We start from the raw sequence: 24,052 nt of genomic DNA, 5'->3' as shown, positions 1-24,052 counted from the left end.
AGACGATATTCAATAGATGGAACAAGAGGTGGCCCAAACAAAGCCAAAAAAAATATATACGATTGAAATGTATACAATTTCTCAGAATTATTGGTGCGGGTGAAGGGACTCGAACCCCCACGCCAAAGGCGCCAGAACCTAAATCTGGTGCGTCTACCAATTCCGCCACACCCGCAAGACCCGCCAAGGCAGCCCGTCTGTAAACGAAACGGCCCGCGGTTCCGGCGTTACCTAGCAAACCGTGAAACCGGATGCGAGAGAAAATTTTCCACTCTTAAAAAGAGAATATTCACTAAAAAATGCAAGACAAACGACGTTCCCCTTAGTAATCTGCCAGCAAAAAAGCAGGCAGAGCAGTAGGATATCGCCCATGAAACCGAAAACGGTCGGGCGCAATGACGGTCGGATGACCGCAAGGCGTCATGTTGAGTCCAGCAATGGAATAATGCCCGGGACACTCATCCTGACATTGGACGGCGCATTACCGGTGGAAACGCTGGTCCCAGGCGACAAGATCATCACTCGCAACACCGGACTGGTCGAGCTGAAAGCGATCAGTCACGAGCTCGAGATTTGCGAAACCGTGCGCATCCGCGCCGGATCGCTGGGCCATGACCGCCCCGACAGCGATACCATCCTGCCCTCGCGGCAAAAAGTCCTGATCCGCGACTGGCGGGCCAAGGCGCTTTATTATGCCGATCAGGCCATGGTCGACGCCCGCCGCCTGGTGGACGGTGAATATGTCCGGTTGCAACCGCGCGCCCAACACATGGTGTTCCGCCTGGGCTTCGAAAGCCCGCAGGTGATCTATGCCGACGGGTTGGAGCTGGCCTGCGCCACCGCCCCGGTTATGGCGGACTGAGCAGACGCCTAAACACCTTGGGCAGCTGTTCGGGCAGGTCCTCCGCGATCAGCCCCGGACCGAATTCCAATGCGCATTCGACATGCAGCCACGCGGCGGTTTCCGCCGCCTGATGCGGTGCAAATCCCCGCGCCAGCAGCCCGGCGATGAAGCCGGTCAACACATCCCCCGATCCCGCCGTGGCCAGCCAGGGCGCCGACCTTTCATACTCCGCCGAATTGATGCTGCATTGTCCGCCCGGCGCCGCGATCACCGTGTCGGGTCCCTTGAATAAAACCACACAACCCGCCCGTTTCGCTGCTTCTCGCGTTGCATCCACTTTGGAATAGGCAGGCCCCTTCACCGGAACCGCCTCGAGCTTCTCGGCAAGATCCGGAAACAGCCGCTTGAACTCGCCCGCATGCGGCGTCAGCACGCATTTGCCGTGCAGCTTGGCAAACAGCGCCGCGTCCTGCGCCAGCAGGGTCAGCGCATCGGCATCCAGCACGGTCGCCCGCCCCGCCTCCAGCGCCGCCGCCACCAACGCCGCCGCATCTTCGTCCAGCCCAAGCGCCGGCCCCAGCCCGATCGCGTTGAACCGCGCATCCTCCAGCACCTTGGCCAGGGCGGTAGCATCGCCCACCCGCCGCAGCATGATGGCGGTGACCTGCGCCGCCACCTCCTGCTGCGCCGCCGGTGGCACCGCCAGCGTCACCAGCCCCGCCCCGATCCTGAGAGCCCCCCGCGCCGCCAGCCGCGCCGCGCCGGTCCGGCCGGGACCACCCGAGAGGATCAGGGCGTGGCCGTGGGAATATTTGTGGTGGTATGATCTTTTTCCCGTAAACAGGTTCAGACCTTCGAGCTTTCTTACCGCGCCAACGGACTGCGTCGCCAGACCGATGCCCTTTACCCGCAAACTGTTCTGTTCACAGGTCTCAGCGCCATCATTCAAATAATGGCCCAGCTTGGCACGGTGGAAAGTAACTGTAAGTGCCGGTTCCCAAATTGGCCCTAGAAAACGCCCGCTATCCGCGCAAAGTCCGCTTGCGATATCAACTGCGACGCTTCTGTTGGCAAAGGTGGCCAAGTCTTCCTCAATATAATCGAATATCGTGAGCAACTCTCCCTTGAAACCCCTAGTTAAGCCTGTTCCGAAAACGGCATCTATCCAAAGATCGAAGGGACGGGCGCCCATTATTGCGTCGAGGGTCATCGGCCCAACCTCCCCCATCTCGCACCACCGCTGATAATTCACCCGCGCATCCGGCGGCAGCTTGTCGGGATCACCGTAAAGGAAAACCTCCACCTCCCAGCCGCGCGCCTTCAACAGCCGCGCCACCACGAACCCGTCGCCGCCATTGTTGCCCGGCCCGCACAGCACCACCGCCCTGAACTTCTTCTGTTCACAAATATCCTGGGGGGAGTCCGGCCCCGCCGGACGGGGGGCAACGCCCCCCTCCCCGCCCGCCGCAGGTGAAACGGCAAGCTCCGGCCACTCCTCGAAAATCGCCTCGATAACACCCTGCCCGGCGCGTTCCATCAGGTCCAGCCCGGTTACCGCGCCCGACTCGATGGCTGCCCGTTCGATGGCGCGCATTTGTGCAGCACTCAGCAATTCGGTCATGGTATCAGCCCGGAAGTTTTCAAATTGCACATCTTTTAATCTTCTTGCTGTTATTTTAATCTCGCCCCAAGAATCCGCCCTGACCGATCCCCGCGATTGACCTTAGCCAATTGAGCCCCCCGGATGAAAGTGATCTGTGCCATGAACGAAGCATCTGGCGAGGAGACCCAGCGATGAAAAAGATCGAAGCCATCATCAAGCCTTTCAAGCTTGATGAAGTGAAGGAAGCCTTGCAGGAAGCCGGAATTCAAGGCCTCAGCGTAATCGAGGTTAAAGGTTTCGGCCGCCAGAAAGGCCATACCGAGCTTTATCGTGGCGCCGAATATGTCGTCGACTTCCTGCCGAAAGTGAAAATCGAGGTCGTGCTGGACGACGATCTCGTCGATGGCGCCATCGAGGCGATCATCGACGCCGCCAAGACCGACAAGATCGGCGATGGCAAGATTTTCGTCAGCCCCGTCGAACAAGCCATTCGCATCCGTACCGGTGAAACCGGTTCGGACGCGCTGTAACACCCCCATAAACGAAAGGGATTAAGGGAATGAGCAAGGACGCAGTTCTCAAGACCATTGCGGATGAAGACGTCGAATATGTCGATATCCGCTTCACCGATCCGCGCGGCGCTCTGCAGCACGTCACCGTGATTGCCGACGAAGTCGACGAAGACTTCCTCGAAGAAGGCTTCATGTTCGACGGGTCTTCCATCGCTGGCTGGAAATCCATCGAAGCCTCCGACATGAAACTGATGCCCGACACCGACTCGGCCTATATCGATCCGTTTTATGCTGAAAAGACCCTCTGCATCCATTGCTCGGTCGTCGAACCCGATACCGGCGAAGCCTATGAGCGCGATCCGCGCGGCACTGCGGAAAAGGCTGAGGCCTATCTGAAGTCGACCGGCATCGGCGACACCGCATTTATGGGCCCGGAAGCTGAATTCTTCCTGTTCGATAACGTCAAATATTCGACCGCGATGAACAAAGTGTCCTACGAAGTCGACGCCATCGACGCCTCGTGGAACACCGATACCGATTACGAAATGGGCAACTCGGGTCACCGTCCGGGCGTCAAAGGCGGCTATTTCCCGGTCAATCCCGTTGACGACGCGCAGGACCTGCGGTCCGAAATGCTGTCGACGATGAAGCGCATCGGCATGAAAGTCGACAAGCATCACCACGAAGTGGCCTCGTGCCAGCACGAACTGGGCCTGATCTTCGGCACCGTCACCAAACAGGCGGACGAGCTGCAGAAGTACAAGTACATCATTCACAACGTGGCGCAGGCCTACGGTAAGTCGGCAACCTTCATGCCCAAGCCGATCGCGGGCGACAACGGCACCGGCATGCATGTGAACATGTCGATCTGGAAAGACGGCAAACCGCTGTTTGCTGGCGACAAATACGCCGACCTGAGCCAGGAAGCACTGTATTTCATCGGCGGCATCCTGTCCCACGCCAAAGCGCTGAACGCCTTTACCAACCCGTCGACCAACAGCTACAAGCGCCTGATCCCCGGCTTTGAGGCCCCGGTTCTGCGTGCCTATTCAGCCCGTAACCGGTCGGGTTGCGTGCGTATTCCGTGGGCAGAATCGCCCAAGGCCAAGCGCGTCGAAGCCCGTTTCCCCGATCCTTCGGCGAACCCCTACCTGTGCTTCGCAGCCCTGCTGATGGCCGGCATCGACGGCATCAAGAACAAGATCGATCCGGGCGAAGCCATGGACAAGAACCTCTACGATCTGCCGGCCGAAGAACTGGCCGACATCCCGACCGTCTGCGGTTCGCTGCGCGAAGCTCTCGAAGAGCTGAAGGCAGATATGGACTTCCTGACCGCTGGTGACGTGTTCACCAAAGATCAGATCGACGGCTATATCGCGCTGAAGATGGAAGAGATCGAGCAATACGAACACACGCCGCACCCGGTGGAATTCGCAATGTACTACAGCTGCTGATCTGCGGTTCGGAAATCGTGACTGCGAAAGGGCGCCTTTGGGCGCCCTTTTTGTTTTTTACAGCCACCGAACCAGCGGGTGAATAGCGCACGCCCCCGAAACCCGAATTGATCCGACACCCACAGGGTTTTCTGCAGTTTCACAAGAATGCCACCTTTGCACGAATTTGCGTCACAGAATGTCCTCTTTTATCCGTCACACAGGTTCATGAAACGTTAGCTGGAGATCTGTCATGGAAAAGGACGAGTACCGGTATTCGGCGGGTTTGGTGTTTCTCGAACAGAAACAAGTCGACACAGTAGAGTTATGTAACGAAATTCAGGAAATTCTGGAAACGCGCGGCCAACGCATAATGTCGGTCAGGGCGGTTGGAGATGATCATACGCTCATCTCTACCGATACACTGACGGTGGACCTGTCTGCGCCTCTGATTGCCAACGAAGGAGATGCTGCAACGGTCACGGAGAATCCCGACGGCATATTGGCACGGGCGAAGATGATCATTGGTCTGTCCGTATCCGTTTCGAAACAGACAGACAGTGCGGAAACAGATGCAATCCAGCGTCAACTGAAGCCATATCTAGCAGAAATCACCTGTCAGCTCGCGCTTGCCAGCAGGCCCTGCTTCGTGATGTGGTTGCGCGCCTCTGCAATTCTGGAAACCTTGGAATTCATCGAAACCGCGCCGCTGATGATGCGCCCGAAACCTGAATCTTCACCACAGGACAAAGCGCCGGAGCGTGAGCGATCGACAATCGCTGTCAGTGAGCATGGTGCAGCGTGGCAATTTCCAAAGGTCTATGCGGGTGTACCTCACGCTGAAACGCGGCCCCGACGCCAATCGCCCGACCTTTGTTTCCAGATGGCAGGGTCCGAATATCAATCCGAAACCGCCGCATCGCCCCCAGACAACTCAGCCGCAGTCAAATCGCTTAACAACGGCACAGATGCAGAAGGCACTCTGGCTTTGCGCATGGCAAGTTGGATTATGGTGACCACGGTGGGACTGTTCTCTCTGCCATTCGCAATCGTATTGTGTGTCATCAATATCCTGCGCGGCGAAGATTTCCGATTGGCCGCGCATACACTGGCGCTGACCGGATTCGCGATCACCCTGAACGCAACCGGCGCCTTTGCCGAAACAATAACTTTACTGGGCCTCTGATCCCCCGCACCTTTCACACTTGCCGAAAAACGCCGCCAGAAAGCATTTGGCGGCGTTTTTCCCGTGCGATAGGCTGATGTCATTACAATCAATTGGATCACGCTCATGCGCTCATGTGTTTTCAAACCCTTGGTTTTCGCTCTCTTGACCGGCCTTTATGCTGCACCGGCCCTGTCTGCCCCCTGTGGCAATACCGCAGCGGGCTTTACCGCCTGGAAAACCGCCTTTGCCGCAGAGGCCCGCGCCGCCGGGGTTCGGCAACAAGGGCTTGCCGCGCTGCAGGGCGCACAATACGCCACCAAAACGATTTGGGCGGACCGCAATCAGAAATCATTCAAATATTCTTTGGAAAAATTCATGCAGGTCCGCGGCGCCGATACCATCGTCGCGCTCGGTCGCAAGCGCAAGGCACGCAACCCGGCCTTCTATGCCAGCCTGGAAAAACGCTACGGCGTGCCCGCGGGCGTTCTGCTGGCAATCCACGGGATGGAAACCGCCTTTGGCAATTTCATGGGCGACAGCAATGTGATTTCGGCAATCACCACGCTGGCTTATGATTGCCGCCGTTCGGATTTTTTCACCCCTCATGCGCTGGCCGCGCTGAAACTGGTCGACACCGGCGCGATTTCGACCAACTCCATTGGTGCCAAACACGGCGAACTGGGCCACACTCAATTTTTGCCCGGTAACATCATGGCCTACGGGGTGGACGGAAATGGCGATGGCCGGGTCGATCTGACCAATGAAACCGACGCGCTGGCCTCAACCGCGCATTATCTGGACAAAAAGGGCTGGAAACGCGGCAAGGGCTACCAGCAGGGACAGCCCAATTTCAAAGTGATCAAACAATGGAATGCCGCCAGCGTCTATCAGAAAGCAATCGCGATCATGGGCGAACGGATCGACCGCTAGGCGATTTCACCACGACCGGGCGACATCGCCCGGAATCAAGTAGGTATGGATCGAAAATACAACTGCGCCGCTTTCGGGCAGGCGCAACAGGACCTGTCGTTCGCTGCGTAAAAAGGCGGCCTGCCCGGCGCTTGGGATGGGATCGTGCGCGCCTTCCAAACGCGGATTGAAAAGCTTCGGTTCATTGTACCACAGCTCATTAAAACGCCAGAGCGGCCGCCCGGCCTGAATCCCGTCAAGCAACCGCTGGACCCGCTTGGCAATATTGTCGTCATAAGGCTTAACCGGGACATGAATGCCCGTCATCGGTCTGAGAAATTTCTGCCTCAGAGTCCAGTTCGAGGGAAAGCACAGTACCGCAGCCGTCAGCACGTGTTCGTCGCCCCGTTTCTGCATCACACAGAGGTCTTCCTGCACCAGCCGACCCAAAGTGCCCAGAGGATCGTCGCGGTCGATCATCACTTCTGCACCATCGGGTCGGGTCACATGATCGGACTGCACCGAAAACTCTGGTTGCCCGCGCAGAAAATCCAGCACCTGATCCAGTAATTCACACACTGCCTGGCGCGCCTCTCGATCCAGCGCCACGACATCGCCGCGCCGGGTGGCCAGCAATTCGTCGCGCAACGCCATCTGGTCACCATACGCTTCGTCGAACAACAGCCACTCCGCAGGGTCCAAAGGCGCAATTCCCGGCAATGGACGCCGGGATTTGATGTCATAAGGTAGCGATTTTTGAACAATCATAGCCATTACCTAGACATTTGACCTAATCCGCAAACAATCGCAATTCTTTCCTAAACTGATACGGGCTTATGACGTATGGCCTATATGACACCCAAACCAGGGTCGTCCACTTGGTATAGTTCTCGCTGGAGCTTGCCTAAGCCATACGGGGTAGACCCCGAAAGACAGGGATTAGTCCTTATTTTTAAGGGCAATAGAATCATCTGTACGCGACATCGCGCGACATCCGGCCCGCCTGGAAACCGCCGATGTTGGCTGGGAATCCGTGTCGGTTTTCCGGTCTGTTTTATATGCTGATATTTGGAAATTTCGGACAACCCCTACCCCCTTTGGAAGGGGGAGGAGGTCGATAAAGTCGACGTTCCGGCGATTTCATAGACTTCGCTTTCCGCCAAACTCACCCTCATCTCTACAAGGCCCCCGATCCCTCTGCCAACGCGGCAGCCCCCGGTCGGTGCCACCCAGTACGCAACACGTAACCAGCAACCACCTTTTCCACGGAAAAGAGGGAACAGAGATGATTTACCTAAACGCACAGACAGTAAGCGGTCAGCAGTATACCCAAGAAATATTCGGTGCGAATATTCTGGCCAGTCGTGACCAACTTGGCGAAGACGGCACTTATGACAATGCCGCCGAGGCCCTTGGGGTTCAGCATATCCGCTACCCCGGCGGATCGTTGACCGAAGACTATTTTGACTTGTCCAACCCCGACAACACCACCGCGATCGACCCCGATACCGGGCGCGAAGTCGAATTGCTGCCCTATACAGAATTCATGACTTATGCCGAAGAAAACGATATCGATGTGACCATCGTTCTTCCGACGCGCAATTTCCTGACCGAAGAAACCGATGCCAACGGCCACCGCTTCGCCGATGTCGATGAAAACGCGTTGCGCGGCTTCATTCAGGACACGCTGAACGGCGAACACGGCTCCCCCACTATCCGGGCTTTCGAGATCGGAAACGAATACTGGGGCAGCGGCGAAATGGATTCGCTGGAATATGGTCGGGTTGCCAGTCAGATGGCTCAGATCCTGAATGACGAACTCGACAGCCACTCCGAAGGCGACACCGCCTATTCCGAAGTCGACGTTCTGGTGCAGAACGGTCAGAATTACGGTTCGGCCCGCCTGGTCGGCGATTATGATCACCTCGACACTGCCGAAGAACAACTCGAAGCGATCATGGAAGACTATAATGTCGAACTGGATGAAAGCTTCGTCTTCAATTCAGGCAATATTTCCTGGGCGCGGGTCGCCAATGAAATCATTCTCAGCGAATTTGACACCGAAGAAGAACGTGACGCGGTCGACGGCGTCGTCGCGCATATCTATTCGCGCGGTGATGAACGGCCCAACAGCCGCGAATACGATCTCAACGTGATCGATTCGACCTGGGGCGAACAGATCGAAAATCTCGACACCTATGTCACCGAATGGAACCTGCGCGCCAACCGCACCAATTGGGACCCAGAGGAACAATACGGTCTGCGTCAGGCACATGAAATCCTCAACATGACCGAGGTGTTCGTCGAACACGACGTCGAAGCCGCCCATATCTGGGCCGTTCAGCAGAACAATCTGACCAACCTGGCCGGCAACGAAGGTGATGACGGTCGACTGACCGTTCCGGGTGAAATGTTCCGGATGATGAATGAATCGCTGGTCGACACCCGTCCGATTTCCTTTGAAGGGAACAACAACCGGGAACATGAAGTGGTTGAGGAAGACACCAGCGTTCACGGCTTCTACGCTGAAGACCGCATGGTCCTGTTCATCGCCTCCAATACCGAAGACACCCAGCAAAGCGTGATCGACTTGTCACAGATCATGACTGGCGCCGGGGACATGCATATCGATGTTCTTGGGGTCAAGGATGGATACAACCCCACTTCGCCGGAATCTCTGGCCGAAGTGACCTCCCTTGACCCCGATCAGGCATTCGATAACGGCATCCTGACTACTCAGATGGACGGCTACGAAATCGTTCGGGTCGAAATTGACAATCCCGACTATACTGCGGCTTTCATGGATGCGCTTAGCGGCGCCCCCAAAGCCGAAGACGACGTCGTCGACGACGTTGTCGACACCATCGACATTCCCGAAGTCCCCGCCGCGGCAGAAGAAGAAGCAGACGACACCGCCGATAACAGCGAAGACGACGGAATGGCACATGCCGGCGACAGCGATGGCGGCGGTGCGGGCGGTATGGGGCTGGCATTTGCCATCCTGCCGCTTCTGGCCCTTCTGGGAGGCTTCTGATCCCGAACCTCAAAGGACCACATGATCCTGGCGGGTATATGCCAAACACATGACATAGGATTTTCCGGGCCACCACGGTCAGGCAGAAAAATCCAGCGATACGCGGTACCGATCCGGGGTGCATCAACGATTTGTTTGCACTGATTTACCCGGCAGGACCTCGAAAAACTTTCCAATTTTCTAAACGCACAAGTCTGTCCAAATTGGACCTATACCTATGATAGGTTTTTACCGCATTTAGCGTTCAAATTAGCCCCTCCGTTCGAAGCTTTACCCGCTCCGTTCGGTACAAATCCTTTCTTCAGCTATGAACGCACCCTTCTTGCAGATACCTATCCGTCTCAATCGGTTCACACCGCCGGTCGGTATTCGCGCGCAGCCCTTCCAGCGCAGATCATAATCGCCCTATGCGGCGACATATCCCTGCCCCTGCCCTTGCTGTGAACCGCTCCCACCGCTAAAGACAGCCACAACGCCAGCTTTCCAAGGAATTTGACGATGATCCCCCGCTATTCCCGCCCCGAAATGGTCGCCATCTGGTCGCCCGAAACCAAGTTCAAGATCTGGTACGAAATCGAAGCGCATGCCTGTGACGCCATGGCCGATCTGGGCGTGATCCCGCGCGAAAACGCCGACGCCGTGTGGAAGGCCAAGGACGTTGAATTCGACGTCGCCCGCATCGATGAAATCGAAGCCGTCACCAAACACGACGTCATCGCATTCCTGACCCATCTGGCCGAACATGTCGGGTCCGAAGAAGCCCGTTTCGTGCATCAGGGCATGACGTCATCGGATGTGCTGGATACCTGCCTGAACGTGCAGCTGGTGCGCGCTGCGGACATTCTGATCAAGGGGTTGGAAAAACTTCTGGCCGCCCTGAAAGTACGTGCGATGGAGCATAAAATGACCGTCCGCGTCGGTCGCAGCCACGGCATCCACGCCGAGCCCACCACCATGGGCCTGACCTTTGCCCGGTTCTATGCCGAAATGGATCGCAACCTGGCGCGCCTGAAACTGGCGCGTGAGGAAATCGCCACCGGTGCGATTTCCGGTGCTGTCGGCACATTCGCCAATATCGACCCGCGCGTCGAAGAACACGTCTGCAAGATGCTGGGCCTGACCCCTGAACCGATCTCCACCCAGGTGATCCCGCGCGACCGCCACGCGATGTTTTTCGCCACGCTGGGCGTGATCGCCAGCTCGATCGAAAACGTCGCTATCGAGATTCGCCACATGCAGCGGACCGAGGTGCTGGAAGGTGCGGAATTCTTCTCGATGGGGCAAAAAGGGTCATCCGCGATGCCGCATAAAAAGAACCCGGTTCTGACCGAAAACCTGACCGGTCTGGCCCGTCTGGTGCGTATGACCGTAATCCCCGCTATGGAAAACGTGGCGCTGTGGCACGAACGGGATATCTCTCATAGTTCGGTCGAACGCGGGATCGCCCCGGACGCCACCGTAACCTTGGATTTCGCCCTGAACCGTCTGGCCGGCGTGATCGAGAAAATGCTGATTTTCCCGCAAAACATGCTGGACAACATGAACAAATTCCCAGGGCTGGTGATGTCTCAGCGGGTGTTGCTGGCGCTGACACAGGCCGGTGTATCGCGCGAAGATGCCTATGCCATGGTGCAGCGCAACGCGCTGAAAGTCTGGGAAGACCGTGTTGATTTCCGCGAACAGCTTCTGGCAGACAAGGACGTGGTCGGCGCCCTTGGTGTGGATGGCATCAACGAAAAATTCGACATGGATTACCACACCAAACATGTCGACACGATCTTCAAACGGGTGTTCGGCGAATCCTGATTTCGCGAAAATCGAGACCTATGCTATGCTCCCTGTCATTGTTCAACGCATGACAGGGAGCTTTTTTATGCTCAAGATCGCTTTGACTACAATCATACTGACACTCGCCCCGCTGACGGCTTTCGCCGAATGTTTCGGCGATCATCAACAGGCGATGTCCTGCGCCGATGGCGCCGTCTGGGACAGCGAAACCAAAAGCTGCATCAAGGTCACCGGATAGGCTAGGCGTCCGTCAGTCACCCATGACAGGGGCATAGCCGGTATTGCCGCTTCAGCGGTTTTTTGCGCGCATCAAATGGTCAGCCCAAATCAAACCGCAGATTGCGGTCATCGGCGGATGAAATGCATAGACCATTTCACCAAGCTGACGCTTCCCCACTGCACGACCCAAACGACGAACAGGGTCGCGGCCCCTAAGGCCGTTCGGGATGTCGGTCGTTTTTTCATGTGATCCCCGCATCTAGGATCAAGACTATATCAGATTCAAAATATTACGATAAAAATAAGGGGCATAAGCGGGGAACCGCGCCCTACCGATATTGCCAGGTGTTCAGCCATCCCCGGCCAGCCCCCAATGGATTTGGGCCAAAACGAAATCAGCCGGAACTCTGTTCCGGCTGATCGTATCAATCTATCGCGTTTCAAGCCGCGTGGCTGCGCCGTGGCCGGCGCCGCTTTGAACCCGCGCCGGGTTTGGAACTGTTATTCGCACCGCCCCCGCCATATCCGCGTCCACGGCTGCGTTGACCGCCCGAACGGCCTTTGCTTTTTTCCTCGGCGACGAATTTCGGCATGGTGCCGCTGGCGACCGGCACTTCGATTTTCATCAGCTTCTGAATCTGATGCAACCGATCAACCTCTTCTGCGGCGCAGAACGAAATCGCCTCGCCTTCGCGCCCGGCACGCGCGGTCCGGCCAATCCGGTGAACATAGTTATCCGGCACTTCCGGCAATTCGTAATTTACAACATAGGCCACGCCGGGAATGTCGATACCGCGTGCGGCCACATCCGTGGCAACCAGAACCGTAATGGTACCGTCACGAAACGCCTTGATCGCACGGTCGCGCTGACCCTGGCTTTTGTTGCCGTGGATCGAGGCGGCGTTATAACCATCGGCGACCAGACCCTTCATCAGCTTTTCCGCGCCATGTTTGGTGCGGGCAAAAACCAATGTCAAAGCATCCGTATCGCGCGACAGGATTTCGCGCAGCTTGGACTGCTTCGCCGGTTTTTCCAGAAAATGAACCGACTGGGTGACCTTATCGGCCGCCTTGCCCGGCGGCGACACCTGCACCCGGCGCGGATTGTCCAGATAAGCGCGGCTCAGTTCTTCCATCTGTTTCGGCATCGTCGCCGAAAACAGCATGGTCTGGCGCGGTGTGCCCAATTGCGGCGCGATTTTGCGCAGCGCATGGATGAACCCCATGTCCAGCATCTGATCAGCTTCGTCCAGCACCAGATGGCAGACCGACCGCAGATCAACCGCGCGACGGTCCATCAAGTCAATCAGACGTCCGGGCGTCGCCACCAGAATATCGGTGCCGCGCGCCAGCAGGTTGATCTGCCGCCCAATGGATTGGCCCCCAACCACGGTGGCCACGCGAATTTTCGACCCATCGGTCAATACCCGCAGGCTGTCGGCGATCTGATTCACCAGTTCGCGCGTCGGGGCCAGGATCAGCGCCTTGGCGGTTTTCGGGGCAGGTTTGCCAGACTGGGCCAACAAAGCATCGATCAACGGCAGGCCGAAGGCCAGCGTCTTGCCGGTACCGGTCTGGGCCAGACCCAGAATGTCATGGCCCTGCATGGCCAGCGGAATGGCTTGGTTCTGGATCGGGGTAGGTTCAGTAAATCCGGCGCGTTTCAGAGCGTCGTTCAGTGTCGGTGCAAGACCGAGCATATCAAAATCGAGCAAGTCGTATCCTTTGTCACCGCGCATGGCTAACGCCAAACACGGCTGTGTTGCTTGGGCCGTGATTGCACGGCTTGCGAGGGTTCGCGGGACCTCGGGACAGGCGGGCTTCTCCCGCGCCATCCGGTCTTCGCGTCAGGAACCCTGCGTGATGGGGAACTGGAAATTTTGTACGCTGTTTGCCCGATTGAGGGCACGGCATGCTCACGCGGCAGCGCAGCGACACTGCCGATATGGGGGACTGGCCGGCATCTGTCAAGCTTTGGTTTCGAAACCGCAGATCAGCTTGAGCGAAATACGCAAGTCCGCGCTAGGGCTGTTCTGCCGTCTCGGTGTCGTCAGAAACGATCAGCATACGGCCCTGCAAGGTCGTTAAGTCATTCGAGACGACCACAGACAAACGATCAGTATCAGCCACGGCCCAGAACGACCAAAGCACCCAGCCGAGCCTTATGTCCTTATAAAGATGAATAGCCGGTATAGAAAATTCCACAATTACATTCCCACCAGCCGACTGGCAGACAGCACTTCATACCAAACGCTAAAGGACCTCTGCCATGACACCGACCAATAGCCGCTCCATCCTCGCCCTTCTGCGTATCGAAGGCGCAGCCGCCTTTGCCGCTGGCCTCGCAGGTTATTCGATGCTTGCCGATGGCTGGCTTATGCTGGTCCTGTTTGCTCTGGTACCTGACCTTGCCATAATCGGCTACTTGTCCGGACTTCGGACCGGTACACGCCTCTACAATCTTGCCCATACCTATGCCGCCCCGGCACTTCTCGGCGCAGTCGGCGTCTGGACGCTTCACTCGCTCCTGCCCCTCGCCTGCATCTGGGTGGCACATATCGGCCTAGACAGGGCGCTGGGGTATGGGCCCAAATCCGGAACATCCTTCTCTGTCACCCATCTCGGACGGATCGGACGCGCCGCCTGACCGACCTACCCAAGCGCTGCGATTGGCCAACGTGCAGGCTTTCCTCGACCATTCCGGCACTTGAAGATGCCGCAGGTGCCGTATTCGGATTGGGTGCGATTGTCTGATTTTCAGCCGTGTTACGATCTTTTCCAACCACCGGAAGTGCGCGCAGGTTCAATGCCGCAGCATCAGCCGATGAAATCAGCCCGCCGCTCAAGGAGGCTCTCGCAAAGGAAATCCACGAAGAGCCTGACGCGGTGCACCCGGCGCAGATCACCGTGCAGAAGCACCCAAGTCGAACGGCTCTGGTCAAGCTCGGTTCCCGGTACGCGCTGCAATTCTGGAAAGACGCTTTGCACCCAGGCGGCCAAATATGTCATCCCCGCCCCGGCCCGTGCGAGGTGCAGATGCATTTCGGGGTCCGGGATGGCATGACGGACTTGTGCGCGTGGGAACGGCGAGGCGGCGATCAGGGCCTGCAATTCAGGCACCTCTCCATATCCCAACCATGTCAGACCTTCGCCGCGTGGTCCGGCATCGTGCAGGTGTCTGTCGATATAGGACCGTGCGGCAAAGACACCGAGCGACAAAGGGAAAAGCTTGCGACCCACGGCATCCCCGGTGACCTCGCGAACATGGCGGATCGAGACATCGGTTTCGAGCTTTTCGATGGAATCGATACCGAAGGAGAGGTTCAGGTCGATATGAATATCCGGATAAAGCGACAGGAACTCGGCAAGAATGGGTGCCAGCAGAAAATGCGCGGTCATCGGATCAGCGGAAAGGTGAATGCGCCCCGCGGCTTCGCGGTCGAGCCCCTGCACCGCGTTGAATCCCTTGCGCAGCGCGGCTTCGGCCTCTAGCGCCTGCGGCAAAAGCCTGCGGCCCGCAGCCGTCAGCTGCAACCCGCCTGCACCGCGCCGAAACAGCTGAACGCCCAATTGCGCCTCAAGCCCCTCGATCTGTCGGCGCACCGTCGCATGGGTGCTGACGAGCTGCTCCGCAGCTCCGCGCAGCGATCCCACCCGCGCAACGGCCAGAAAGGCCGGAAGAGACTTCCAATCCACCATGTGGAACGATTTTGAACCACACCGGATCGAATTGGTCAATATCCGGTTTCAAATCTATCCATTAGATCCGACCTCAGTCAACATGTAAGGACCAAAGCCATGACTGCCACATTCTCCGCATGGAGCATCGAACGCTATGGTGCCCCGGACCGTCTCACCCCTGTGACGCTGCCGATTCCGACCCCCGGCCCCACCGAAGTCCTGATCCGTATACATGCCTCGGCCGTTACCCGTGCCGACGGCATGATGCGCGCGGGCACGCCGCGCTTTGCCCGTCTCTTTCTTGGCCTGCGACGCCCCCGACAGAACCTGTCGGGAACCGGACTTTCGGGCGAAGTGATCGCGGTTGGGGACCGGGTCAGCCGGTTTGCCGTCGGTGACGCCGTCTTTGGCGAGGCGGGCCTGAAATTCGGGGCAAATGCCAGCCATATCTGTCTCGACGAAAGCAGCATCCTTATGAAAAAGCCTCATACGCTTTCACATGAAGAAGCTGCGGTCATGTGCGACGGCCCGCTGACCTCGTATCATTTCCTGCACAAACTTACACAGGTGAAAGCTGGGCAGCGCATCGTGATCCTGGGCGGCGCGGGCAGCCTTGGTAGCGCGGCGGTGCAGATTGCTGCGGCTGCCGGGGCCCATGTCACCGCCACCTGCAGCACACGTAACACGTTCTTCGTCGCCGGATTGGGTGCCGAGCGGATCATCGACTATACCCGCGAGGATTTTCGCGCCCTTCCCGACCGGTATGACGTCATCTTCGACACAATCGGCGTCAGTTCCTTTGGTGCCGCAAAGGCGCGTTTGACGGATACGGGACACTACATCTGCCCTGTCCTGACACTTCGGCTTGTTGGGGCAATGTTGCTCAGCCGCCTGACCAGCGGTCGGCGGGCATTTTTTGCCGCGACCGGGCTGCAAGCACCGGAGAAGCTGCGCAGTCATCTTGACCACCTCCTGACGATGGTGGACGTTGGAACGCTCTGCCCTGTGCTCGACCGGGTCTACCCTCTGGCGGATCTGATTGAGGCCCATCGCCACATGGAAACCGGCCACAAACGCGGCAACGTCGTGGTCGTCTGAGGCAGGCGGGATTTGGTAACCTGACTATCGTGGTCACGATCCGCCTCTCGCCAACCCGGCACGTCGAGCGGCCCGAGAGCCGCTGCATGCCTATTCGGCTGCGACCCCTTTGATATTACCGGGGCGATAATTCAGGATCGGGCCAAGCCAACGCTCGGCCGCTGCCATGCTCATGCCCTTGCGTGCGGCATAGTCTTCTACCTGATCGCGTTCGACCTTGGCGACACCGAAATAGTAGGCATCCGGATGCGCGATATAAAACCCTGATACCGACGCACCGGGCCACATCGCGTAGCTGTCGGTCAGAGCGACACCGGTGGAAGCTTCGGCATCCAATAGCTTGAACAAGGTAGATTTTTCCGTGTGGTCCGGCTGCGCCGGATAGCCTGGTGCGGGGCGAATGCCTGCATAGGCTTCGTGGATCAGATCGGCATTCGAAAGTGCCTCATCCGGGGCATAGGCCCACAATTCCTTGCGGACGTATTCGTGCATCCGTTCAGCAAAGGCTTCGGCGAAACGGTCGGCCAGCGCCTTGACCATGATAGAGCTGTAATCGTCGTTCTTACCTTCGAACGCCTTTGCAATCGCGTCCTCTTCTGCCCCAGTGGTGACCACGAACCCGCCAACATAGTCGGGCTGGCCAATGGGAGCCACGAAATCAGACAGCGCCACATTAGGCCGCCCGGCGCGCTTGGCCGATTGCTGACGTAATGTGTGCAGCACCGCCAGCTCTTCGGTCCGGCCATCATCGGTGAACAGACGGATATCGTCGCCTGTGGCATTGGCGGGCCAGAATCCCACGACAGCGCGCGGGTGGAACCAGTTTTCGTCTATGATCCGGCGCAGCATGTCCTGAGCGTCCGCAAACAGATTTCGCGCGGCTTCGCCTTGCTTTTCGTCCTGAAGAATCTTCGGATAAACGCCTTTCAATTCCCAGCTCTGGAAAAACGGCGTCCAGTCGATATAGCGGGCCAATTCGGCCAGATCCCAACCATCGAAGCTACGTGTCCCAAGGAAGGACGGTGTGACCGCGTCATAACCGGCCCAGTCCAGTTTCAGGGCGTTTTCCCGCGCCTGGGCTACAGATATACGTTTTTTCGCCAGCTCGGCGCGGGCATATTTTTCCGCGATCTTGGCATATTCTTCGCGAATATCGGTGACGAAACCGGTTTTTTGCTGTGGCGACAGCAGCGCCGAAACGACCCCCACCGCACGCGACGCATCGGTGACATAGACCGCCTGGTTCTTGGCGTAATTGGGATGGATTTTCACCGCCGTATGCATCTTGGAGGTGGTCGCCCCGCCGATCAGCAGCGGCAGGTCCATACCCAGCCGTTCCATTTCGCTTGCGACATGGACCATTTCATCCAAGGAGGGCGTGATCAGCCCCGACAGACCGATGATATCGACCTTCTGTTCGCGTGCTGTATCCAGAATTTTTTCCGCCGGAACCATCACGCCCAGATCGATGATTTCATAATTGTTACAGGCCAATACGACGCCGACGATATTCTTGCCTATATCGTGCACATCGCCCTTGACCGTCGCCATCAGGACCTTACCCGCACTTTGCGCGGTCCCGTCCTTTTCCTGTTCCATGAACGGCAGCAAAATCGCCACTGCCTGTTTCATCACCCGCGCCGATTTCACCACTTGCGGCAGGAACATCTTGCCCGCACCGAACAGATCCCCCACCACGTTCATGCCAGCCATCAACGGGCCTTCAATCACGTGCAGCGGGCGCTCGGCGGCAAGCCGGGCCTCTTCGGTATCGGCATCGATATATTCGGTGATCCCATTGACCAGCGCATGTTCCAGCCGTTTATCCACCGGCCATTCGCGCCAGCTGAGATCCTTTTCAACGCCTTTGGATCCACCCTGACCACGATATTTCTCGGCGACCTCCAGCATCCGTTCGGTGGCGTCGGGGCGACGGTTTAGCACCACGTCTTCGCAGGCGTCGCGCAGATCCGGGTCGATCTGATCATAGACCGCCAACTGACCGGCATTGACGATACCCATATCCATTCCGGCCTGGATGCCGTGATACAAAAACACCGCATGCATCGCTTCGCGCACCGGTTCGTTGCCGCGGAACGAAAACGACAGGTTCGACACCCCGCCCGAGACATGCACATGCGGCAGGTTGCTGGTGATACGGCGGGTAGCCTCGATGAAATCGACTCCGTAATTATTATGCTCCTCAATGCCGGTGGCGACGGCAAAGACATTGGGGTCGAAGATGATGTCTTCGGGAGGAAAACCCACCTCTTCGGTCAAAAGCTTATAGGCGCGGGTACAGATTTCGACCTTGCGGTCCTCGGTATCGGCCTGCCCGTCCTCATCGAAAGCCATGACGACCACCGCCGCGCCATAGGCCCGGCACAGCCGCGCCTGTTTCAGGAAACTTTCTTCGCCTTCCTTCATCGAGATCGAATTGACCACCGATTTGCCCTGCACGCATTGCAGTCCGGCCTCGATCACTTCCCACTTGGAACTGTCGATCATGACAGGAACGCGGGCGATGTCAGGTTCCGAAGCGATCAAGTTGAGGAATTCCACCATCGCCTGCTTGCTGTCGATCAACCCCTCATCCATGTTCACGTCGATGATCTGGGCACCGTTTTCAACTTGGCTGCGGGCAACATCCAAGGCAGCGGCATAATCGCCATTGGTGATCAATTTACGGAACCGGGCCGACCCGGTCACATTGGTGCGCTCGCCGACATTGACGAAAGGAATTTCCTTGGTCAGCGTGAACGGCTCCAGCCCTGACAGGCGCATTTGAGGGGATATTTCGGGTAACTTACGCGGTGCAAGTCCTTGAACTGCCGTCGCAATCGCGCGGATGTGATCATATGTCGACCCGCAACAGCCGCCAACGATATTGACCAACCCATCACGGGCAAATCCGGCGATCTGTTCAGCCATCGTTTCGGGTGTTTCGTCATATTCGCCCATTTCATTGGGCAGCCCGGCATTGGGGTAGGCACAGATCATTGTATCGGCCACGCCTGCCAGTTCCGCCAGATGCGGCCGCATCGCATTGGCCCCCAAAGCGCAGTTCAGCCCGACGGTCAACGGCTGGGCATGGCGCACAGAATGCCAGAAGGCGGTCGGTGTCTGACCCGACAGCGTGCGTCCCGACAAGTCGGTGATCGTGCCCGAAATCATCACCGGTAGCCGTTGGCCGTTTTCGATGAATACCTCTTCGCAGGCGAAAATCGCCGCCTTGGCATTCAGCGTGTCGAAAATGGTTTCGATCAGCAGGATATCTGCCCCGCCCTTAATCAATGCGCGCGCCTGTTGCAGGTAGGCGCGGCGTAAATCGTCAAAAGTAACAGCGCGATAACCCGGGTTGTTCACGTCCGGGCTGATCGAAGCGGTTCTGTTGGTGGGCCCAAGCGCCCCAGCCACAAAACGGGCGCGGCCATCTTCGGATTCGGCCCGGTCCATCGCGGCGCGGGCCAGCCGGGCCCCTTCGAAATTAAGTACATCGACCTTGTCTTCCAGTTTATAATCGGCTTGGGCGATGACCGTAGAGGAAAAGGTGTTGGTCTCGGCGATATCCGCACCCGCCATCGCGTATTGAAAATGAATCTCTTCGATCATTTCGGGACGGGTCAGGTTCAGCAGGTCATTGTTACCCTTCTGCGGCTGATCCGAATGGATATGGCAACTACACCCAGAACCGTGGCCGTTGAAATCGTCTTCGCCCAATCCCAACTTCTGAATCTGGGTTCCCATCGCCCCGTCCAGGATCAGAATCCGGTCCTTGGCGGCAGTTTGCAGGCGATCGAAAACGGGGGAGCGGGGCAGCATGGGGGGTCTCCTACTGGGAAATGTCGCCGGGGCAATCCGCCCCTCTCTATGGGAAACGGCACTTCGAACCAAATTCATAATTATCATGATTTATATGAGTACGCCTCAACATCCGCCGCGCGGGCTGCGACCAGACGAATTCATGGCGCGTTTCCCGGACAGGTTTAATACCGGTCAATAAACAGGCACCTGTTCTATTGGGGTTCCATTCGGGCCTACTTTCTTCTTGCGAATAATTATCATTTTCATTACCAACATCACAACAGAGCGGAAAAGGAACAAGCGTCGATGCACAATTCAGGTCAAAAATTCGCGGCGTCGCTTGCGCTCTTTGTGCTGACCACGGCCCCTGCCTTGGCGGATAAAATGAAAGTGGTCACCACTTTCACGGTTCTGGCCGACATGGCGCAAAATGTGGCCGGCGACGCGGCCGAAGTGGTATCAGTCACCAAGCCCGGAGCCGAAATTCACGGATACGAACCCACCCCACGCGATATCGTGCGCGCTCATGATGCCGACCTGATCCTGTGGAATGGGTTAAATCTGGAACTTTGGTTCGAACAATTCCTACACAATCTGCGCAACGTTCCTTCGGTCACACTCAGCGACGGGATCGAACCGATCTCCATCGCCGAAGGTGAATACGAAGGCAAACCCAACCCCCACGCCTGGATGGGTCTGGAAAACGCGATTGTCTATATCGACAATATCGCCGCCGCCTTTGCCGAACACGATCCCGGCAATGCAGAAATCTACCTCGCCAATGCCGAAGACTACAAAGACAGGCTGCGCACGACGCTGGGTCCTCTAAAGGCCAAAATTCAACAGATCCCAGAAAACAAACGCTGGCTGGTCACCTGCGAAGGCGCCTTCAGCTATCTGGCACGCGATTTCGGGCTGAATGAACTCTATCTCTGGCCGATAAATGCTGATCAGACCGGCACGCCACAACAGGTTCGGTCGGTCATCGACGGTGTGCGCGCACATGATGTTCCGGCGGTGTTCTGCGAAAGCACGGTCAGTTCGGCCCCGGCCAAACAGGTGGCGCGGGAAACAGGATCGACATTTGGCGGTGTGCTCTATGTCGATAGCCTGTCCGGAGCGGACGGGCCCGTGCCGACCTATCTCGATCTTCTGCGCGTAACATCACAGACCATCGTAACCGGGCTCACCAGCGCTTCAGATTAAGGCTACAAGACAGAAAAGATATAGAACCATGGCTTTCGATTCAAAAATGCTTGCAACCCAAATCGCCGAAACAGGTCCGGGCGGTGGAATATACGCGTCGGATGTGACGGTCACCTATCGCAACGGTCATACCGCGCTGCGCAATGCCAGTTTCGAGATCCCGCGCGGCACGGTAACCGCTTTGGTTGGTGTGAACGGGGCCGGGAAATCCACCCTGTTCAAGGCGATCATGGGTTTCGTTCCGGTTTCCAAGGGCGATATTCGCCTACTGGGTCGGACGGTGAAACAAGCCTTGAAAGAAAACCTGGTCGCCTATGTGCCGCAATCCGAAGAAGTGGACTGGGCTTTCCCGGTTCTGGTCGAAGACGTGGTAATGATGGGCCGCTATGGCCATATGGGGTTTCTGCGCCGACCGTCAAAACAGGACCGCGATGCGGTGGAAAACGCCCTGGCGCGGGTGAACATGACCGATTACCGGCATCGTCAGATCGGCGAACTGTCCGGCGGTCAGCGCAAACGTGTCTTTCTGGCCCGCGCTCTGGCACAGGACGGTCAGGTCATCTTGCTTGACGAACCTTTCACCGGCGTCGATGTGAAAACCGAAGATCAGATCATCGCTCTGTTGCGCGATTTGCGGGACGAAGGCCGGGTGATGCTGGTTTCGACCCATAACCTGGGATCGGTACCCGAATTCTGCGACCGCACTGTACTGGTCAAACAGACCGTGCTGGCCTTTGGCCCGACCGAGACCACCTTTACCCCGGCCAACCTCAAGACCGCCTTCGGTGGCGTTTTGCGGCAATTCACTCTGGGCGGCAATGAATTACATGATGATGACGACCCGCGTCAGGTCAGTATCCTGACCGACGATGAACGGCCCTTTGTCCAATATGGGGCCAAGGACAAGACGCCGGGGAATGGCGCATGACCCTGCTGCTGGAACCTTTCAGCTATGGCTATATGGCCAATGCGATGTGGGTCTCGGCGCTCGTCGGCGGGGTCTGTGCATTTCTGTCGGCCTATCTGATGCTGAAAGGCTGGTCGCTGATCGGTGACGCGCTCAGCCATTCGGTGGTGCCGGGCGTGGTAGGGGCCTATGCGCTAGGCCTGCCCTTTGCGTTGGGGGCCTTCATCGCCGGTGGGCTGGCCGCCGGTGCAATGTTGTTTCTGTCGGACCGTTCCGGGCTGAAAATCGACGTGATCATCGGGTTGATCTTCACCAGCTTTTTCGGACTAGGGCTGTTTATGGTATCGATCAACCCGACCTCAATCAGCGTGCAGACGATCACCATGGGCAATATCCTGGCGATCACGCCTGAGGACACGTTGCAGCTGGCCCTGATCGGTTTCGTGTCACTGGCGGTTCTGATCGTCAAATGGAAAGACCTGATGGTCACGTTTTTCGATGAAAATCACGCGCGGTCTGTCGGGCTCAACCCCAAAGTACTCAAGCTGGTCTTCTTTGCCCTGCTATCGGCCTCGGTCGTGGCGGCGATGCAAACGGTGGGGGCGTTCCTGGTCGTTGCGATGGTGGTGACGCCGGGGGCAACTGCCTATCTGCTTTGCGACCGTTTCCCGCGCCTGATTATGACCTCGGTCACAATCGGCGTGCTGAGCAGCTTCTTCGGCGCTTATCTGAGCTATTTTCTGGACGGGGCCACCGGCGGCGTTATCGTCACTCTGCAGGCATCGGTTTTCCTGACCGCCTTTTTCTTTGCCCCGAAACACGGGCTATTGGCCGCCCGCGCCAAGGCCCGTGCCGCGCTGGAAGAGGACGCAACATGATCGATACCCTGCTTTTCCCGCTACAATTCCCCTTCATGCAGAACGCCTTCTGGATTGCCGCCATGGTGGCTGTACCGACGGCGTTGCTATCGTGTTTCCTGGTTCTGAAAGGCTGGGCACTGATGGGCGACGCCATCAGCCATGCGGTCCTGCCGGGCATCGTTCTGGCTTATATCATTGGCCTTCCATTGATCATCGGCGCTTTCGCTGCCGGAATGTTCTGTGCGGTAACCACTGGCTATTTGTCCGAAAACAGCCGGGTAAAGCAGGACACAGTGATGGGCGTGGTGTTTTCCAGCATGTTTGGCATCGGCATCATTCTATATACCTCGATCGAAACCAACGCGCATCTGGATCATATCCTGTTCGGCAATATGCTGGGCGTCGGAGCCGAGGATCTGTGGACTGCAGGGGTCATTTCGCTGATCGTTTCGGTGCTGCTGCTTGTGAACTGGAAGGATCTGATGCTGCATGCATTCGACCCCGCTCAGGCCCGTGTGTCAGGTCTGCGCGTCGGCTTGCTGCATTACGGGCTGCTGACGCTACTGTCGCTGACGATCGTAGCGACGCTGTCTGCCTCCGGCCTGATCCTGGCAATCGGATTGCTGATCGCTCCGGGGGCCATTGCCTTTCTGACCGTGCGCCGATTTGGCGCGATGATGGCGGTTGCGGTCGGCGTCTGCATGGTTTCGATGCTGGCGGGCACCTATCTGAGTTTCTTCATCGACAGCGCCCCTGCCCCGACGATCATCCTGATCCTGACAGGCTTTTTCCTTCTGGCCTTTGCGCGGCAAAGCCTTGTGAACCGCCGCCGGCAGGAAAAACCGGTCTGATCCTCTTTCCTTTGGCCCATTAAATCCGGGCCGGCCCGTGACCATCCTCTCCATCTAATGGATGTAGCTGCCGAATACTTCATCTTTACGATGCTTGCATCGGACCACATTGTTTGACGGCACGAAAAAGTGAAT

19 protein-coding genes and 1 tRNA gene are annotated in these 24,052 nt (G+C 57.5%); 14 read left to right on the top strand and 6 right to left on the bottom strand.

Translation table 11 applies throughout. The annotated features are described in order from the left end of the window. Positions 1–91: 91 nt before the first annotated feature. Positions 92–175, bottom strand: a tRNA-Leu gene (locus tag VOI23_RS10255). Positions 176–370: 195 nt separating this feature from the next. Here VOI23_RS10255 and VOI23_RS10250 point away from each other — a divergent pair. Continuing rightward, a complete protein-coding gene (locus VOI23_RS10250; protein WP_323784674.1) occupies positions 371–862 on the top strand; it encodes a Hint domain-containing protein in 492 nt (163 codons plus the stop codon). On the opposite strand, the gene VOI23_RS10245 is transcribed toward VOI23_RS10250, so the two are convergent. Beyond that, positions 849–2,465 (bottom strand): NAD(P)H-hydrate dehydratase, encoded by a 1,617-nt coding sequence (locus tag VOI23_RS10245; RefSeq protein WP_323784672.1) that lies wholly within the window; start codon positions 2,463–2,465, stop codon positions 849–851. The two genes, VOI23_RS10250 and VOI23_RS10245, sit on opposite strands and share 14 nt — an antisense overlap. Before the next feature lie 173 nt (positions 2,466–2,638). On the opposite strand from VOI23_RS10245, the gene VOI23_RS10240 reads away from it, so the two are divergent. From VOI23_RS10240 to VOI23_RS10225, 4 genes are all read left to right on the top strand, one after another. Continuing rightward, positions 2,639–2,977 (top strand): P-II family nitrogen regulator, encoded by a 339-nt coding sequence (locus VOI23_RS10240; RefSeq protein ID WP_058261561.1) that lies wholly within the window; start codon positions 2,639–2,641, stop codon positions 2,975–2,977. Between the two features lie 29 nt (positions 2,978–3,006). After that, positions 3,007–4,413: a type I glutamate--ammonia ligase gene (gene glnA, locus VOI23_RS10235; protein ID WP_323784671.1), complete on the top strand. Its 1,407-nt coding sequence runs from the start codon at positions 3,007–3,009 to the stop codon at positions 4,411–4,413. A gap of 232 nt (positions 4,414–4,645) precedes the next feature. Further along, on the top strand, positions 4,646–5,578 hold the full coding sequence (locus tag VOI23_RS10230) for a hypothetical protein (RefSeq protein WP_323784670.1): 933 nt from the start codon (positions 4,646–4,648) through the stop codon (positions 5,576–5,578). A gap of 105 nt (positions 5,579–5,683) precedes the next feature. Then, complete coding sequence (locus tag VOI23_RS10225) at positions 5,684–6,490, top strand: lytic murein transglycosylase (protein WP_323784669.1); 807 nt, start codon at positions 5,684–5,686, stop codon at positions 6,488–6,490. A 6-nt stretch (positions 6,491–6,496) separates the two neighbouring features. On the opposite strand, the gene VOI23_RS10220 is transcribed toward VOI23_RS10225, so the two are convergent. Then, positions 6,497–7,237, bottom strand: coding sequence for a DUF3445 domain-containing protein (locus VOI23_RS10220; RefSeq protein ID WP_323784668.1), 741 nt, complete (start codon positions 7,235–7,237; stop codon positions 6,497–6,499). Between the two features lie 517 nt (positions 7,238–7,754). On the opposite strand from VOI23_RS10220, the gene VOI23_RS10215 reads away from it, so the two are divergent. The 3 genes from VOI23_RS10215 (at position 7,755) to VOI23_RS10205 (ending at position 11,529) form a co-directional block, all read left to right on the top strand. Then, positions 7,755–9,503, top strand: a complete 1,749-nt coding sequence (locus VOI23_RS10215; protein WP_323784667.1) for a type I secretion protein — start codon at positions 7,755–7,757, stop codon at positions 9,501–9,503. A 498-nt stretch (positions 9,504–10,001) separates the two neighbouring features. Continuing rightward, positions 10,002–11,309, top strand: coding sequence for an adenylosuccinate lyase (purB, locus tag VOI23_RS10210; RefSeq protein ID WP_323784666.1), 1,308 nt, complete (start codon positions 10,002–10,004; stop codon positions 11,307–11,309). A gap of 67 nt (positions 11,310–11,376) precedes the next feature. After that, a complete protein-coding gene (locus VOI23_RS10205; RefSeq protein WP_323784665.1) occupies positions 11,377–11,529 on the top strand; it encodes a carbohydrate-binding module family 14 protein in 153 nt (50 codons plus the stop codon). Between the two features lie 421 nt (positions 11,530–11,950). Here the strand turns inward: VOI23_RS10205 and VOI23_RS10200 are convergent, their stop codons facing one another. Continuing rightward, positions 11,951–13,225: a DEAD/DEAH box helicase gene (locus VOI23_RS10200; protein WP_323784664.1), complete on the bottom strand. Its 1,275-nt coding sequence runs from the start codon at positions 13,223–13,225 to the stop codon at positions 11,951–11,953. A 554-nt stretch (positions 13,226–13,779) separates the two neighbouring features. Here VOI23_RS10200 and VOI23_RS10195 point away from each other — a divergent pair. Continuing rightward, positions 13,780–14,157 carry a DUF4260 family protein gene (locus VOI23_RS10195; RefSeq protein WP_323784662.1) on the top strand — a complete coding sequence of 126 codons (378 nt, stop codon included), beginning with the start codon at positions 13,780–13,782 and terminating at the stop codon, positions 14,155–14,157. 170 nt (positions 14,158–14,327) lie between these two features. On the opposite strand, the gene VOI23_RS10190 is transcribed toward VOI23_RS10195, so the two are convergent. Then, a complete protein-coding gene (locus tag VOI23_RS10190) occupies positions 14,328–15,209 on the bottom strand; it encodes a LysR family transcriptional regulator (protein ID WP_323784661.1) in 882 nt (293 codons plus the stop codon). A 99-nt stretch (positions 15,210–15,308) separates the two neighbouring features. Between VOI23_RS10190 and VOI23_RS10185 the strand changes: the two genes are divergently transcribed. Next, the gene (locus tag VOI23_RS10185) at positions 15,309–16,289 is read left to right on the top strand and encodes an NAD(P)-dependent alcohol dehydrogenase (RefSeq protein WP_323784660.1); all 981 of its coding nucleotides are present in this window, start codon (positions 15,309–15,311) and stop codon (positions 16,287–16,289) included. 90 nt (positions 16,290–16,379) lie between these two features. On the opposite strand, the gene metH is transcribed toward VOI23_RS10185, so the two are convergent. Further along, positions 16,380–20,111 carry a methionine synthase gene (gene metH / locus VOI23_RS10180; protein WP_323784659.1) on the bottom strand — a complete coding sequence of 1,244 codons (3,732 nt, stop codon included), beginning with the start codon at positions 20,109–20,111 and terminating at the stop codon, positions 16,380–16,382. A gap of 288 nt (positions 20,112–20,399) precedes the next feature. On the opposite strand from metH, the gene VOI23_RS10175 reads away from it, so the two are divergent. Genes VOI23_RS10175 through VOI23_RS10160 form a run of 4 tightly spaced genes read left to right on the top strand, consistent with a single transcriptional unit; the run spans position 20,400 to position 23,917 of the window. Further along, positions 20,400–21,299, top strand: coding sequence for a metal ABC transporter substrate-binding protein (locus VOI23_RS10175; protein ID WP_323784658.1), 900 nt, complete (start codon positions 20,400–20,402; stop codon positions 21,297–21,299). Between the two features lie 28 nt (positions 21,300–21,327). Next, on the top strand, positions 21,328–22,227 hold the full coding sequence (locus VOI23_RS10170) for a manganese/iron ABC transporter ATP-binding protein (RefSeq protein ID WP_416376521.1): 900 nt from the start codon (positions 21,328–21,330) through the stop codon (positions 22,225–22,227). Next, a complete protein-coding gene (locus VOI23_RS10165) occupies positions 22,224–23,084 on the top strand; it encodes a metal ABC transporter permease (RefSeq protein WP_323784657.1) in 861 nt (286 codons plus the stop codon). Before VOI23_RS10170 ends, VOI23_RS10165 begins: the two co-directional genes overlap by 4 nt. After that, positions 23,081–23,917 (top strand): metal ABC transporter permease, encoded by an 837-nt coding sequence (locus VOI23_RS10160; protein WP_323784656.1) that lies wholly within the window; start codon positions 23,081–23,083, stop codon positions 23,915–23,917. Before VOI23_RS10165 ends, VOI23_RS10160 begins: the two co-directional genes overlap by 4 nt. The last annotated feature ends 135 nt before the right edge of the window (positions 23,918–24,052 follow it).

Source organism: Thalassovita sp., from assembly GCF_034670005.1.
Lineage (GTDB): Bacteria > Pseudomonadota > Alphaproteobacteria > Rhodobacterales > Rhodobacteraceae > Thalassobius.
The sequence above is the reverse complement of the archived record's forward strand: the minus strand, read 5'-3'. Positions and strand labels throughout refer to the sequence as shown.